Annotated in this window: 17 protein-coding genes and 1 riboswitch; of the genes, 3 read left to right on the top strand and 14 right to left on the bottom strand. The window is 42.2% G+C overall.

Going from position 1 to position 15,297, the window contains the following annotated elements; all coding sequences use genetic code 11:
- Positions 1-51 precede the first annotated feature (51 nt).
- The 11 genes from MKY20_RS07065 to MKY20_RS07015 form a co-directional block, all read right to left on the bottom strand.
- The gene (locus MKY20_RS07065; protein ID WP_251266884.1) at positions 52-1,368 is read right to left on the bottom strand and encodes an O-acetylhomoserine aminocarboxypropyltransferase/cysteine synthase family protein; all 1,317 of its coding nucleotides are present in this window, start codon (positions 1,366-1,368) and stop codon (positions 52-54) included.
- A 152-nt stretch (positions 1,369-1,520) separates the two neighbouring features.
- Positions 1,521-1,622: riboswitch (SAM riboswitch) on the bottom strand.
- A gap of 51 nt (positions 1,623-1,673) precedes the next feature.
- Positions 1,674-2,012, bottom strand: coding sequence for an SCP2 sterol-binding domain-containing protein (locus MKY20_RS07060; protein WP_217026113.1), 339 nt, complete (start codon positions 2,010-2,012; stop codon positions 1,674-1,676).
- A gap of 201 nt (positions 2,013-2,213) precedes the next feature.
- Entirely contained in the window at positions 2,214-3,485 is a 1,272-nt protein-coding gene (locus tag MKY20_RS07055) for an MFS transporter (protein ID WP_251175023.1), read from the bottom strand.
- Positions 3,486-3,637: 152 nt separating this feature from the next.
- Positions 3,638-3,946, bottom strand: a complete 309-nt coding sequence (locus MKY20_RS07050; RefSeq protein WP_217033893.1) for a thioredoxin family protein — start codon at positions 3,944-3,946, stop codon at positions 3,638-3,640.
- A 15-nt stretch (positions 3,947-3,961) separates the two neighbouring features.
- A complete protein-coding gene (locus MKY20_RS07045) occupies positions 3,962-4,315 on the bottom strand; it encodes a toprim domain-containing protein (protein ID WP_034296067.1) in 354 nt (117 codons plus the stop codon).
- A gap of 517 nt (positions 4,316-4,832) precedes the next feature.
- Positions 4,833-5,072 (bottom strand): YusG family protein, encoded by a 240-nt coding sequence (locus MKY20_RS07040; RefSeq protein WP_009331743.1) that lies wholly within the window; start codon positions 5,070-5,072, stop codon positions 4,833-4,835.
- A gap of 556 nt (positions 5,073-5,628) precedes the next feature.
- Positions 5,629-6,012 carry a glycine cleavage system protein GcvH gene (gene gcvH / locus MKY20_RS07035; protein WP_251175022.1) on the bottom strand — a complete coding sequence of 128 codons (384 nt, stop codon included), beginning with the start codon at positions 6,010-6,012 and terminating at the stop codon, positions 5,629-5,631.
- 88 nt (positions 6,013-6,100) lie between these two features.
- Positions 6,101-6,460: an arsenate reductase family protein gene (locus tag MKY20_RS07030; RefSeq protein WP_026041835.1), complete on the bottom strand. Its 360-nt coding sequence runs from the start codon at positions 6,458-6,460 to the stop codon at positions 6,101-6,103.
- A gap of 213 nt (positions 6,461-6,673) precedes the next feature.
- Positions 6,674-8,458: an acyl-CoA dehydrogenase family protein gene (locus tag MKY20_RS07025; protein ID WP_251175021.1), complete on the bottom strand. Its 1,785-nt coding sequence runs from the start codon at positions 8,456-8,458 to the stop codon at positions 6,674-6,676.
- Positions 8,459-8,523: 65 nt separating this feature from the next.
- Positions 8,524-9,699, bottom strand: coding sequence for an acetyl-CoA C-acetyltransferase (locus tag MKY20_RS07020; RefSeq protein WP_009331747.1), 1,176 nt, complete (start codon positions 9,697-9,699; stop codon positions 8,524-8,526).
- A gap of 40 nt (positions 9,700-9,739) precedes the next feature.
- On the bottom strand, positions 9,740-12,121 hold the full coding sequence (locus MKY20_RS07015) for a 3-hydroxyacyl-CoA dehydrogenase/enoyl-CoA hydratase family protein (protein WP_034296266.1): 2,382 nt from the start codon (positions 12,119-12,121) through the stop codon (positions 9,740-9,742).
- A 266-nt stretch (positions 12,122-12,387) separates the two neighbouring features.
- Here MKY20_RS07015 and MKY20_RS07010 point away from each other — a divergent pair, with 266 nt between their 5' ends.
- From MKY20_RS07010 to MKY20_RS07000, 3 genes are all read left to right on the top strand, one after another.
- Complete coding sequence (locus MKY20_RS07010; RefSeq protein ID WP_019383262.1) at positions 12,388-12,519, top strand: YuzL family protein; 132 nt, start codon at positions 12,388-12,390, stop codon at positions 12,517-12,519.
- Between the two features lie 157 nt (positions 12,520-12,676).
- Positions 12,677-12,949 (top strand): hypothetical protein, encoded by a 273-nt coding sequence (locus MKY20_RS07005; protein WP_009331749.1) that lies wholly within the window; start codon positions 12,677-12,679, stop codon positions 12,947-12,949.
- 15 nt (positions 12,950-12,964) lie between these two features.
- Positions 12,965-13,312 (top strand): spore coat protein, encoded by a 348-nt coding sequence (locus MKY20_RS07000; protein WP_009331750.1) that lies wholly within the window; start codon positions 12,965-12,967, stop codon positions 13,310-13,312.
- A 64-nt stretch (positions 13,313-13,376) separates the two neighbouring features.
- Here MKY20_RS07000 and MKY20_RS06995 read toward each other — a convergent pair whose 3' ends face one another.
- The 3 genes from MKY20_RS06995 to MKY20_RS06985 are packed head-to-tail and all read right to left on the bottom strand — an operon-like array spanning position 13,377 to position 15,248.
- Entirely contained in the window at positions 13,377-13,622 is a 246-nt protein-coding gene (locus tag MKY20_RS06995; RefSeq protein ID WP_019383264.1) for a DUF2573 family protein, read from the bottom strand.
- 55 nt (positions 13,623-13,677) lie between these two features.
- The gene (locus tag MKY20_RS06990) at positions 13,678-14,427 is read right to left on the bottom strand and encodes an IucA/IucC family C-terminal-domain containing protein (protein ID WP_251175020.1); all 750 of its coding nucleotides are present in this window, start codon (positions 14,425-14,427) and stop codon (positions 13,678-13,680) included.
- On the bottom strand, positions 14,424-15,248 hold the full coding sequence (locus MKY20_RS06985) for an ABC transporter ATP-binding protein (protein ID WP_009331753.1): 825 nt from the start codon (positions 15,246-15,248) through the stop codon (positions 14,424-14,426). Before MKY20_RS06985 ends, MKY20_RS06990 begins: the two co-directional genes overlap by 4 nt.
- Between the last annotated feature and the right edge of the window lie 49 nt (positions 15,249-15,297).

Raw genomic sequence — 15,297 nt, 5'->3', positions numbered from 1 at the left:
TCAACGAAGAAATTTTAAACTTTCGGAAAAAAATGAATGGTAAATTTTCCTTTATGCTTTTGCAGAAAGTGATGTAATGCCTGCAGCTGCTTCGATCGCCTGTTCCAGATCTTCAATCAAATCTTCCGCATTCTCGATTCCGATAGAAATTCGAATTAGATCCTCCGGCACTCCCGCAGCTTTTAAACCTTCTTCATCAAGCTGCTGGTGAGTTGTACTTGCAGGGTGGATAATCAGGCTCTTTGCATCCCCGACATTTGCCACATGTGCCCAAAGCTTCAGGCTGTTTATTAGCTTGGCACCTGCTTCTCTTCCGCCAGCAATTCCAAACACAGCCACAGCTCCTGCTCCTTTCGGCATGTATTTATCCGCCAATTTTTTATCCGGATGGCTTTCATTTCCAGGATACAGGACCCAATTAACAGCTGGATGCGCCTCTAGATACTCCACTACTTTTTTCGTGTTGGCAACATGCTCTTTCATCCGTACATGCAAAGTTTCAAGCCCCAATGTGAATTGAAATGCACTTTGCGCACTCATAGCAGGCCCTAAGTCTCTCAAAAGCTGTACGCGTGCTTTGATAATATAAGCCGCCTCGCCAATTGCTTCGCTATAGACAATATCATGGTAGCTGGGATCTGGCTCTGTAAAGCCCGGGAACTTATGGGAATTCCAGTCAAATTTTCCTCCGTCTACAATAATTCCTCCCATTGTTGTTCCATTGCCGAGCAGCCATTTAGTCGCAGAGTGTATAACAATGTCAGCCCCATGTTCGATCGGCCTGCATAGATAAGGTGTAGCAAAAGTGTTATCGACAATCAGCGGCACACCATTCTCGTGTGCAATTGCTGCTACCTTTTCAATATCCAGGATTTTTAAGCTTGGGTTCCCTATCGTTTCGGCAAAGATGGCCTTTGTTTTATCTGTAATCGCGTTACGGAAATTTTCCGGCTCTTTTGGATCAACCAGTTTCACTTTAATTCCATACTTGGGAAGTGTGACTGCAAACAAATTATAAGTACCGCCATATAAATTGGACGCAGCAATAATTTCATCCCCTGCTTCAGCTATGTTTAAAATGGCAAGCGTAATGGCAGATTGTCCGCTTGCAAGAGCCAGGGCACCAACTCCTCCTTCAAGCAAGGCCACTCTTTCCTCAAATACACTTACAGTCGGATTATGTATCCTGCTATAAATATATCCTGGCTCTTTAAGAGCAAAGAGATCTGCAGCGTGATCTGTATTCTTGAACTGGTAAGCATTGTTCTGGTAAATCGGTACCGCCCTTGCGCCAGTTACAGGGTCTGGCTTCAGTCCCCCATGCACTCCAATTGTTTCAAAACGGTATTTTTTTTGTTTATCAGTCATTGCTTTCTCTCCTCTATAAAAATTTTAGTATTTCTTATCGAAAAACTAAGAAAAATGCAAGGTGCCTGGAGCTAGACAGTTATCAAATTTCAAAGAAAAAAGTCTGATATTATGAAAAAACCCTCTTCATAAGAAGAGGGTTTTATCGTCTCTTCTTATCTTCCAGAGCATCCCGCTCTGCTGGATTTAGCACCGTGTACTTTACCGGTTGCCGGGCTTCGCTGGGCCAGTCCCTCCGCCTCTCTTGATAAGAATATTCAGTTAATTGATATTAAAACGATATTATCATACTATTTAAAAAATGGTCAAGTATTGTGATATGAAATTTTCCCTAAACAGAAAAAGGATTCGAGGAGCAATTTTTTTCTGAAGGTGGTTTCCATCTTTATTTTATTTTGGAAAATAGCATCCCTTAACTTTAACTCGCCTGAAATCAGTGACAGCACAGCTTCTTCAGAGCCCGAGACCTCCACATCAAAATTACTGGTGTGACTGGCCTTCCGGATTTCCCCATTCATAATTTCCAGAGGAATGCTTATATTTCCCGCCTTAATAAGCAAAGAGAAATTTGATTTTCTTAAAAAGTATCCAAGATGACCTTTAGACTTTAATTCCCGGATAAATACATCAGGTAAATCCTTCACAGCCTCACCTCTTTTAATGGGTTTATCATCTTTAATATTCAGTAATAAATGGCTTCAATCCTTTAATTTTCTTTCGACAAAATCAGAAGATCGCTGGAGCCAGACAGTTCTCGCATTTCAAATTTATTAATTCTGGAAGAACCAGAAAGACAATACCTGTTTATTAGGCATTGTCTTTCATTTCCCGAGAAATATGTCAGATTATACTGTTTTTACGGAAGGTGATGCAGTTTTTGTCTTTTTATAGTTTTTGAAAACAAAGAAAAAATAGAGAGAGCCAATCAAATATAAAGAAGCTGTAATGGAGAATACGAGTGCATATCCCCAATAATCTCCATATCTCATGACAATTCCTGTTGAAATAGGCCCCATTACAGCCCAGCCCAGATTGAAAACCATCTGATTAACGGAGTTTGCCAGCCCTTTCATCGAATCATTTACCCTAGACATCATCAGCGACATTTGTATTGGGTTTCCAGCATTCATTAATGCCTGCCGGAACAAAAAGCCGATGGCAGCCAGCCAAAGATTCTCTGTATAAGCAGTTAAAAGCAGAAAAGGAAGTGACATGAGCTGCAGGATTACAACTGCTCTGACTTCTCCCACCTTCCTTACCACAACCGGGCCGATAATCATAGCAAAAGCTGTGGCAGCCTGCCCTAATGAAATAATAATGCCAATGGCTGAATTGGAAGCTTCAAAACGGTCTGCGAAGTATAGATTTAGATAAGGGATAACCAGTCCTGCTCCAATTCCTATCAGCAGCTGCGCAAAAGCAAACATGGCGATAATTTTGACGCCTTCATTATTAGCGGATAGGTTTTTGAACGAAAAACCTTTTATGCCTCTTACATCGTTTTTATCTTTCGGAGCTTCTGCGAAACGAAGGATGGGAACAAGGCCTGCTATGAAGAAAACACTTGCAATCAGAAGTGTAATCCGGATGCTGGTGAGCTGGTCCACAAATAAAGAAAATACATCCGTAAAGATGCCTCCGCTTAAGTTTCCGATTACATTTGCACCCGTCATAATGGCAAAATGGATGCTGAATAAATGAACCCTTTGGTCAGCCTTAGAATTCTCAGCCAGCCATGGTATGCCGGATACTTGCAGAAATGCTGTAGTCAGCCCTGTAAAAAAGGCAAATAAAATCAGGAGTTCCTGCATTTCAACCATACTTCTGAAAAGCATAGCGACACCCGTTGCAACAGCCCCGAACAGCATCGCTCTTTTTCTTCCAATTCGGTCGCTTGCGATTCCTGCCGGCACAAGAATCAGTGCTGTGGCGAGTGCAGTCATAGATATGATTTGCCCATTCACACTTTCGGAGTAGCCAAGCTCCCTTATGTAAAAATTATAGATTACCATGAATATCCCAAAGCCTATTTGTGTAAGGATATTCGCCATAAAAGCCAATTTTATATTGCGGTTATAGCCTTTAAATTGGCCTGCCCACTCCTTGTAAAATGCCATCCGGATCCCTTCCTGCACTGTATGTTTATTTCGATTCCCTAAGTATCATACTCTTTCAAAAGGATTTTGTAAATATATTTAGAATATTGAAAAGGCGAATTTCTATATTTTTTTAAAATGCAAAAAACCAGGAAGCTTTGCTCCTGGCTTTCTCAATAGATGCTTCTGATTCTATCCAACAAATAGGGAACTGATCGGAATGCATATAATTTTTCCTGTAAATTTCCTTCTTTAAAGATGAGAAGACAAGGTACGCTTTCCACTCCCCATTGTTCAGCCAATTGCGGCATATAATTTAAGTCCGCTTTCCCAATCTTTTGATCAGGCAGCAATTGTTCTGTAACTGTCAGCATCTTTCCTGCCATCTGACAGGTTCCGCACATAGGCGTGTACAAATAGATAAGGGCAGTTTCTTGCCCGTTAACCGCTTCCTCAATCTCCAGCTGCGACCATTCCTGCATTTTATCATCCTTACTTTATCTGTCTAAATATTGTGTATAAACGTCAATATTAGCTCCCAGCAGCACTGTAGCCAAATGATGTTCCGGTGCTGTCGCTACTTCTCTGTACATTCTATCGATGTATAGATGCTCTGCCTCTGGAAATTCCCTTTTAAACTGTTTTCTCAGCTTTTCACCGGCTGAATCGGCATCCACCAATATATATACATCCTTATCAAACAGTGTGTCAATTAATTCATCCAGCTTGGTAATGCTTATTGTTCCATTTGTGCAGATAATCTCTACAGGTTCTCTTATTATGTTTTTAACCTTCGTTTTATCTGACTTTCCCTCGACAATAATAACTTTTTCCGGAATTCCCTCGTTCATCGTCATCACCTGAAAGGAGTTATTTTGAAACTGTTGCTTTAATGTTAGCTGTTTACTCATGAGATTGATCTTAGATTGTAAATATCCCGTTGATTTCCGCTGGGAGAAATGAGAGCCTCCTGCAGGATATTGAATAAGCTTCCTGAATTAGCATCTGTACAAAGAAAATGCGGAAGCTTTTTCGAGGATCAAGTGCCCTCCGCCCCAATCAACTCAGTTGACAAACTTAGTTTATCGTAAGCAAAGTTTACAAAACAGCCAAATTTAAAAAACCAGTCTTACATTGGTACTTATCTTAATATATTCAATATTCTCGGTTATGGTGTGAATCTCCTGCCCATATTGGAGGTTAGGACTGCGCTGATTTTACATATTATTCTACAGCTTGATAAAGGAAATATTTTTGAAGAAAAATAATCATTGTAGTACTCTTAAACAGCCTATTTCATTGTATGCCCGGTAATATTGCTTTATCCTATTAAATAAACAGCGGAATCCATTCCGCTGTTTACAGTAGTCAGCACCAGCCGCCTTCGTCACAGTCTGTGTAGCGCTCTTGCGCTTTATCTGGAACGGAGACATTCTGATATATTTTTTGGTGGTCGGTCTCAAAATGATGGGCCAGGTTAAAGGAAGAGCCTTCAGGAAGGCTGATTTGGCCAATTTTTTCGTTCTCAAGATAAAGATCAATCCCATTACTTTTAAGCTTGCCGACAACCCGATCTGTAATATCGATTTTCTGCTGATTCAATGTCATGGGTAACCAATCCTTTCATGCTTTTGGGTATCTATAGTTTGCCCTTTCTCTGCAAAAGAAAAAATAGCAATTAAAGCCAGTTAGAAAAGCGCAAGCGCCTTGTCCACCCCGACAATCACAAGACGAGCCTCACAGAAAGGCGTCCTTTGCCTTTTTGGGAGGATTGCCTGAAATGTGGAGGCGACTGCCCAGGCACGACAGGCATAAGACGGTTCCTGTAAGAAGGCGTTTTTCCTTCTGAAAGGAATCGGCTTATGCTTCCGAGTCCCCAGGAGCCGCAACTAGACAAACCGAAATGTGGAGGCGATTGCTCAGGGACGACAAGCATAAGACGAGCCCTGCAAGAAGGTGTTCTTTCCTTCTGGAAGGGATTGGCTTATGTCTCGAGTCCCTAGGAGCCGCAACTAGACAAGCTTGTGACCTCGAGGGGGTAGGCGCTGGAGCTAGACAGGTCTCGAAGTACATAGATACAAATTCTAATAGCAGAACCCTTGATCAGCCCCTCAGTTACATAAACAGCATGAAAGCCGGTTCTTATAGAACCGGCTTTCATACATTAGTCTTCGTTTGTCATTTCTTCATATTGCTCAGCAGTCATCAAGCTCTCTACTTCGCTTAAATCTGAAGGCTCCACCACAACCATCCATGCTTTTTCATATGGGGATTCGTTTACGAATTCAGGGTTGTCGTTAAGGTCTTCATTTACTTCAACCACTTTACCGCTTAATGGCGCATAAAGTTCAGAAACTGTTTTTACAGATTCTACGCTTCCGAATGGCTCGTTTGCATTTAGCTCATCGCCAACTTCAGGAAGCTCAACAAATACGATGTCACCAAGTTCTGATTGCGCGAAATGCGTAATCCCGATACGTACTTTCCCATCTTCTGTTTTTACCCACTCATGCTCTTCTGAATAACGTAATTCTTTTGGTGTGCTCATTATGTATCCCTCCAAATTAATATTTCAATTTATGATCAGTAAATCGATCTCATGGTTAAATATGGCTTAAAAGGCTAAAGTCCAGCGCTTAGGAAAGCCATGTCTTTTCATATTCCTCTTCTTTGAAGCCCACTGTTACCTTTTCTCCATCTGTCAGCAGCGGACGCTTAATCAGCATGCCGTCTGTTGCCAAAATATCGAGCAGTTCTTCTTCCATAGAGGTCTTCACCTTGTCCTTCAGTCCGAGTTCCCGGTATTTTTGACCACTCGTATTAAAGAACTTTTTCAGTTCTAAACCGCTCTTTTTATAAAGCGTTTCAAGTTCGCTTCGAGAAGGCGGATTGTCTGTTATATGTATTTCTTCATAGGACAGATTATGTTCATCAAGCCATTTCTTGGCCTTTCGGCATGTCCCGCATTTAGGATACCAATAAAAAGTCAACGCCATTTTTTCACCACCCATTTTAGCAAATTCAGGCTTATCCAAAATTGCTGCCTTTTAATTGAATAGTAACATAAATGGATGACAAAGCATAACATTGATCTCCAAATTTATATTCGACAAATTTCTATATTATCCTTCTGGCAAAAAAAATTTTTTGAAGGGTTATTTTTGGCAAAAAATAAAGCTCCCTTCATGATGAAGAGAGCCTAAGATCAATTAAACTGTAAAACGTTCCGCGTCGATCAGTTTTTCTGATGCTTCACGCTTCTTTGCAATGACGTTGATTGGGGTGTGGCGGGTAAATTTGCGAAGTGCTGACATCATCATGCGCAGAGCATCGCCGTTTTCTACTGCCACAAGTGTTTCTTTTGCATCCTGCTCGATTTTGTTAAATGCTTCCTGGCAGAAGATTTGAGTGTAAAGAAGTTTTTGCTTGTTCTTTTCAAGCCCTGCCTTTTCAATAGCCTTTTCCGTACGGAGAACAACCGACTCCATTACATAAGCATTTGATATAATATCCGCAATGTTCACGAGCACTTCCTGTTCTTTTTCAAGAGCTTTTCCGTACTTCTGTGCTGCTAAACCAGCTGCAAGCAAGCCGATTTTCTTTGCATTTTTCACCAGATATTTTTCCTGTGCAAGCGGCTCGTCACCAGGCTCTTCAGGCATCAACATCATAAGCTCTTCCTGCAGTGCCTGGGCTTTCTGGAATAATGGAAGCTCTCCTTTTAATGCTTTGCGGAGGTACGTGCCCGGCACCAATAGACGATTGATTTCGTTTGTTCCTTCGAAAATACGGTTAATGCGTGAATCACGGTAAGCTCTTTCAATCTCATATTCAGCCATGAAACCGTAGCCTCCGTGGATCTGAACACCCTCATCTACTACATAGTCGAGGACTTCCGTATTAAAGAATTTATTCATGGAGCACTCTATAGCATATTCAGCGATTGACTTCGCCACTTCTTTTCCATCTTTCACTTCTTCGTCCGAAAGCTTGCTCATACGGTCCTCGAATAAGCCTACAGTCCGGTATACTGCACTTTCAGCGGCATATATCTTAGAAGCCATTGTTCCCAGTTTCTCTTTTGTCAAATTAAACTGAGAGATTGGTGTCTTAAACTGCTGGCGCTGATTGGCATATTGAACAGCAAGTTCGAATGCCCGCTTCGCACCGCCGACTGCTCCAACACCTAACTTATAGCGGCCAATATTTAATATATTAAATGCAATCACATGTCCCTTGCCAAATTCACCAAGAAGGTTTTCCTTTGGCACCTGGGCATCTTCAAGAATTAACGTACGGGTAGAAGAGCTCTTAATTCCCATTTTCTTTTCTTCTGCTCCTACAGAAACACCCGGGAACTCCCTTTCAACGATAAATGCTGAGAAGTGTTCACCGTCAATTTTTGCGTATACTACGAATACATCTGCGAAGCCTGCATTCGTTATCCATTGCTTTTCCCCGTTTAATACATAGTGCGTACCTTCTGCATTCAGCTTGGCAGTCGTCTTTGCTCCAAGAGCATCAGAACCTGAGCTTGGCTCCGTCAATGCATAAGCAGCAAGTTTTTCGCCGGTAGCTAATGCAGGAAGGTATTTTTGCTTTTGCTCTTCATTTCCGAAAAGAACAATTGGAAGGGAACCAATTCCAACATGTGCACCATGCGAGATGGAAAAGCCGCCTGCACGCGCCATTTTCTCGGCTATAAGTGCAGAGCTAACTTTATCTAAAGCAAGTCCGCCGTATTCCTCTGGAACATCTGCGCCTAATAGTCCGAGGTCTCCAGCTTGCTTCAATAACTTTACCGAACGGTCAAATTCGTGGTTTTCCAGATGCTCAATTTGCGGAACAACTTCATTTACAACATAATCTTCAGTCGTCTTAGCAATCATAACCTGCTCATCTGTATAGTCTTCAGGCGTAAAAACCCGGTCATAGGAAACATCTTCGATTAAAAAGCTTCCGCCTTTGATAAGGTTTTCAGTTTGGTTTGACATTTTCTTATTTCCTCCATTCTGTTTTGCGGAGAAGCCTTTGGCTTCTCTCCAAATTCCTGCTCAATTTATAAAAGTTCAAATACTCCGGCTGCGCCCATTCCGCCACCGATGCACATTGTTACAACTCCAAATTGCTGATTGCGGCGCTTCATTTCATGAATTAGAGATAGAGTGAGCTTGGCACCGGAACAGCCCAGCGGGTGTCCAAGTGCAATGGCCCCTCCATTTACATTTACTTTCTCTTCATCTAAGTCCAGCTCACGGATAATTTGAATGGATTGGGACGCAAAAGCTTCATTCAATTCAAATAAACCGATATCAGAAAGCTCCAGCCCTGCAAGCTTTAATGCTTTAGGGATGGCCACAACTGGACCGACACCCATGATTTCAGGAGGAACACCGCCTACTGCAAAGCTTCTGAATTTAGCCATTGGCTTCAACCCAGAAGACTCCGCCTTTTCCCTGTCCATTACCATTACTGCTGCAGCTCCATCGCTTGTCTGCGATGAATTCCCAGCTGTGACACTGCCGGTTACCGAGAATGCCGGACGCAGTTTTCCGAGTGTTTCAACTGTGGAATCTGAACGGACGCCTTCATCCTGGCGGAACTGGATTGTTTTTTCTTTAAGCTTATTGTCTTTTCCAACGGATCTAAACGTTACGTCTACTGGCACAATTTCTTCTTCAAATTTGCCATCCTGGATTGCCTGTGCAGCTCTCTGATGACTTCTGACCGCAAATGCATCCTGGTCTTCTCGTGTAATGCCATACTTCTTTGCAACTTCTTCAGCTGTATGTCCCATACCCATATAGTATTGGGGGGCTGTTTCGGCAAGTTTGGCATTCGGGCGGACTACATGCCCCATCATCGGCACAAGGCTCATAGATTCCGCTCCGCCTGCAATGATTGTATCAGCATGGCCAATCATGATTTTTTCAGCTGCATAAGCAATTGCCTGCAGGCCTGAAGAACAATAGCGATTAATGGTTATTCCCGGCACTTCATGTGAAAGTCCGGCAAGAGCTCCGATATTCCTTGCCATGTTCAGCCCCTGTTCGGCTTCAGGCATAGAACAGCCGATAATTAAATCATCGATGTTTCCTTCATAATTTCCTGCGCGCTTAAGGGTTTCCTTTACTACAAGTGCACCTAAGTCATCCGGCCTGACGTTTGCAAGCGTACCTTTTTTGGCTTTTCCGACCGGTGTCCTGGCACCTGCAACTATTACCGCTTCTCTCATTATTTTCCCTCTCTTTCTCTTAATGTCTCAAACTATTACTTTAATTACGCAACGGTTTCCCTTTTAAGAGCATGTGCTGCATCCGCTGCTGTGATTTCGGTTCAGCTACAAGGCTTAGGAATGCTTCTCTCTCCAAGTCAAGCAAATATTGCTCATCCACTTCTGTACCGTATGGCACTTTTCCGCCTGCGATTACATAAGCAAGCTTCTTCGCGATTTTTAGATCATGCTCTGAGATATACCCTGAGTAGAGCATTGCCTGCGCTCCAAGCAGGAGTGTTGCATATCCTGTTTCGCCGACAACCGGCACCTTCTTCCTTACAGGAGGCTTATAGCCTTTTTTGTGCAGAGCAAGAACTGCCTGCTTTGCATCATAAAGGAGATGGTCACCATTCACACTGATGCCATCTGCCAGGTTCAGAAAGTTATTATCCCTAGCTTCCTCGCCTGATGTTGAAACCTTTGCCATTGCAATCGATTCAAATACTTTATTGGCAACCTTTTGAAGGTCAAATTCCACACCATTTGGCATATTTTTAAGATGCTTAATGTAGAGCTCTTTGTTACCGCTTCCTCCTGGAATCAGGCCTACCCCCACTTCAACAAGTCCCATATATGTTTCGCTTGATGCCTGAATATGTGCTGCCGGCAGACAAACCTCAGCCCCGCCGCCAAGTGTCATGCCAAATGGAGCAGCAACTACCGGTTTCGCACTGTACTTAATTTTCATCATGGCATTCTGGAACTGACGGACTACCATATCCAATTCATAAATATTGTCATCCTGCGCTTCCATGAGGATCATTCCGAGGTTGGCGCCTACACAGAAATTCTTGCCCTGATTCCCGATAACAAGTCCTTTGTAGTTCTTCTCCACTTCATCCACTGCAAAATTGATCATTTGGATAATATCCAGTCCAATGGCATTGCTTTGCGAATGGAATTCAAGCAATGCAACACCATCGCCTAAATCAATCAGGCTTGCACCGGTATTTTTTTTAATTACACCTTTTTGCTTTTTAATCTGTTTCAAGTTGATTGCTTTAGGGTTTTCCTCGATTAATCTGTACTCGCCATTGTGATAGAAATATTGCTTGCCTTCTTCTTCTTTATAGAAAGAATCAAAGCCTTTTTCCAGCATATCCTTTACCCATGCCGGCACTTCCTCACCTGCATCTTCCATCTTCTGGACAGATTTCCCTACTCCAATGGCATCCCAGGTTTCAAATGGCCCCAATTCCCAGCCAAAGCCCCATTTCATCGCTTTGTCTATTGCTGTTACATCATCAGCTATTTCGCCGAGTAATTGCGCCGAGTAAAGAAGAGCCGGACTCAGGATGTTCCACAATAATTGGCCTGCGCGGTCATCTGAGTATACAAGCGCTTTCAATTTTCCAGGAGTGCCTTTTTCCTGCTTGCTCAATTCAGTCGAAGCTGTCTTAAGCTTTTTGCGCGGACCGTATTCCAGAGATTCAGGATTCAGTTCAAGAATCTCTTTGCCCTTTTTCAAGAAAAATCCTTGCCCTGACTTGCTTCCAAGCCAGCCTTTTTCCTGCATAACTTTCATAAAGCCCGGAACTTCAAATACTTCCTTTTCTTTCCCGTCTACCTGGTCATAAACATTGTTTGCCACGTGTATAAATGTATCAAGCCCTACTACATCAAGTGTTCTGAATGTAGCACTTTTCGGGCGGCCAATCAGCGGACCAGTTATGGAATCTACTTCACCGATACTGTACCCGCCCTTTAGCATCTCCTGCACTGTAATCAGCAGGCCATAAGTGCCGATTCGGTTGGCGATAAAGTTTGGTGTATCTTTAGCTTCAACTACTCCTTTTCCCAGTACATCTTCTCCAAATTGCTTCATAAATGACAGCACTTCGGAAGAAGTGTTTTTAGTAGGTATGACCTCGAGAAGTTTTAAGTAACGAGGAGGATTAAAGAAATGTGTTCCAAGAAAGTGTTTTTGGAAATCTTCCGAGCGCCCTTCTGACATTGCTTCTACAGATATTCCAGACGTATTGGAGCTGACGATGCTTCCTGGCTTGCGGGATTGGTCCACCTTTTCAAAAACCTGCTTCTTAATGGCGAGGTTCTCCACAACAACTTCAATAATCCAATCGACATCCTTTAGACGCTCCATGTCATCTTCAAAGTTTCCTGCCTCAACTAACGCAATATTATTTTTGGAAGTTAATGGAGCCGGTTTTTGTTTTAATAATTTTTGGCGGTTTCCTTCACTGATTCGATTGCGGACTGCTTTATCTTCAAGAGTAAGCCCCTTTGCCTTTTCAGCATCCGTTAATTCGCGAGGCGCGATATCCAATAATAATGTCGGGATCCCGATATTGGCCAGATGGGCTGCGATCCCTGAACCCATGACCCCTGAGCCTAAAACTGCCGCCTTCTTTATTTGTTGGATCAACTTTATTTCCCCCTTTAACTTTTTTGAATGAATACTCATTCATTTTATTCTCAAAAAAAATATGCATCTCTTCTGAATGAGTTCTGTTAGTTATAACTATAAAATATTTGCAAAATTTACGCAATGATTTTAAGCGGAAATTTAAAAATGTTTTGAAATTTTTCATGGCTCAAAGTAATTTATATATTTTATGCGAAATGTAAATAGGTGTTTTGGACACTCTAAAAAGGAAACATTTTTTGTTCGTTACGGAGGTGAAAGAAATGGGAAAAATGAAAAAAGATCCTTCCAAAGCAGGAGTCAGCGCTGCAAGTGTCCAGGGAGATGCAGGTCCTACCGTTGAAAGGCAAGGGCCTAAAAAAAGGAATAGCCAAAATAATCAATATAAGCGGTAACACGCTGTTTAAAGGCTGGCTGCCGTCAGCCTTTTATAGTTTCCATTATGTATATAGGTAATTCATCTTCTGCAGAATAGCAAACGTTTTTCAGAGGAAAGATATCCTCGAAAAGAATTGAAGCTATTATAGGCTAAAAGAATTGGAGGGACAATTAATGCAACAGCAAAATATGAATATGCAGAACCAGCAGGGCATTATGCAGCAGCCTCCTGCGGTTATTTCCACTAAGGATGCTCTTTACTTAACAGATATGCTTACCTGGAACCTTCTCGCCTGTAAAAAAGCGCATTTTTACGCGCAGCAATGCCAGGACCAGGAGCTAAAAACACACTTCGAGCAATGCGGCCAAATGCATCAGCGTCACTACGAACAGCTGCTTGCTCATTTAAACCAGCAAAATCAGCAGAACTTTATGGGAATGCAATAGAAAGGAGTCTTGAAAATGAACCAGAACCAGAATCCAAATACGATTCAAAATCCCGAGACACAGGTAAATAAAACTCCGCAAATGAATGATCGGGATTTTACAAATGATATTTTATCTACAGAAAAATATATGACAGATGCATATTCTGTCGCCCTAAATGAGGCAAGCCATCAGAGCCTGTATCAGGATATTCTTGCGGCTTTTAACGAAACACAAAACCAGCAGAGAGAATTTTATAACCTAATGTTCAAAAAAGGCTGGTATAAGGTTGAAGCGGCTGACCAGCAGAAGCTTCAGCAATCTTATCAGCAGTTCCAGGGCTATACAAATCAATTGCCATATGGCAATGGTCAGATGCAATAAGAAGGAGTGCCAAACAAAAAACCGCTGTTTTTATCTCCAGCGGTTTTTTAGATTCTACAAATTTTTATTTTTTGCTTCTCATCTCTTCATTCATTGTTTTAATTTCAGCGACCAGAGCCTTCATTTCCTCTTTTGCAGAAGGGTATGTATCATTCCAGTGCTTGGCTAGAGGCGGCATGGATTTCGCAATAAAAGAGTACAGCACCCAAGCTTCAACCTTTTCCTTTAACTCCGGGGAGGTCTCTCCAATTAGGAGTTCGGTATATTTTTCAAGCAGGCCATCCAGCTGTTCCTTCAACTCCTCATTCATTGCGATTCCTCCTTTGATTAGTTCAGCTATCAATCATTGGGATAAAGCCGAAGTTTCATTTTATCCTGCAGGCCTGAGGACATGTCCCGCATCGTTTTCCGCTGCTGGTCAAATAGGAATAGCAGCATGTTTTTCTTGGCCTCACCGTTTGGCCGGTACTTTCAATCAGTATTTTAGTACTGTCAAATTTCTTTAAGGGATTCGTTTTTTCGCAGCCGAACAAATTGCCTGAAGCCTTTTCCAGGATAAACTCAAAATCTTCAGCAGCCCTTTCAGAATGTGTTTCCAAAGGCAAAATCTTCTCGTAAAGCCAGAAGAGATAAATCGCTATATTCTCCCAAAGAATTAGTTTAGAAACATTTGCTTCGATTGCTATTCTATTCAGCACCGGAAAAATATGGCCATTAAAAAGAGTCCGCAAAGCATCTTCTCTCCATTTTTCCCTTTCCTCCTCAATTTCTTGGCCTTGAAGGTGAATAAAACTAAAGCATGGAAGCCATAGTCCATCTTTTTCCTGACTGACAAATGTTATATTTTCAGGCCTTATATCTAATTTGATGTTCCAGGATGTCATGCTATACAAGTAAATTACAGGCAGAAAGGCATATCTTTTAATTAAAATAGAAGCAGCCGTTTTCTTGTCAGTTGCTCCTATATGATTTTTCACTTTATCCAGGTATGGACCTGTCTGACTCGAATCCAGCAGCTTTTTCACTTCAATTGTTAAAGGAGAACCTTCTCCTGAATCCAGGACAAGTCTGAACTGCCCGAGAGCTTCTGCCTGTTCTCCAGTTAATTTAATCATTCCTGGAATCCTTGCCCTTTTAAAATACATCTGCCCTTCCCATAAGGAATGCAAAGCGGCGTGCCGAATAATGGATCTATCGTAACCTCGCATTCCATGCCAAATACGGTTTTGACTAATCCGCAATTGATGACATGTTCAGGCTTGCCCTGAGCGAAAACCTTCTGATCCTTTATGGCAACAATATTATGGGCATAGCGGCAGGCTAAATTCAGATCATGCAGCACCATGACGATGGTACGCTCTTCAATTTCATTTAATTCAAATAATAAATCCAGTATTTCAATTTGGTGGGTCATATCTAAATACGTAGTAGGCTCATCAAGCAGAATCGTATCAGTATCCTGAGCCAACGTCATGGCAATCCAGGCGCGCTGGCGCTGTCCGCCCGATAATGAATCCACTGTCCGATCTTTCAATTCCTCCATGCCTGTAGCCTTTAATGCATTTCTGACCTTTATTTCATCTTCAGTTGACCATTGCTTCAGCCAAGTTTGATAAGGGTACCGCCCCTGTTTGACAAGCTGAAGCACTGTGAGTCCTTCTGGAGCAGAAGGGGATTGGGGCAGAATCGCCATCTTTCTGGCAACATCTTTGGTTGAAAGTTTGGCTATAGCCTCACCTTCCAATAAAACGGCACCTGATTTCGGCTTTAGCAGCCGGGCAATGGACCTTAGCAATGTCGATTTTCCGCAGCCATTTCCACCAATAAATACTGTGATTTCTCCCTTGGGAATTTCCAGGTCCAATTCATTAATAATAATGGTTTCCCCATATGACAAGGTTAAGTCTTTTGTTGCGATCGCTTGCCCTGCTGTCATTTCTGCCCTCTCCTTTTCCTTAATATCTATATCTATATCTATAGGCTAT

It is taken from the genome of Cytobacillus sp. FSL W8-0315, from assembly GCF_038002905.1.
GTDB classification, from domain to species: domain Bacteria; phylum Bacillota; class Bacilli; order Bacillales; family Cytobacillaceae; genus Cytobacillus; species Cytobacillus pseudoceanisediminis.
The sequence above is the reverse complement of the archived record's forward strand: the minus strand, read 5'-3'. Positions and strand labels throughout refer to the sequence as shown.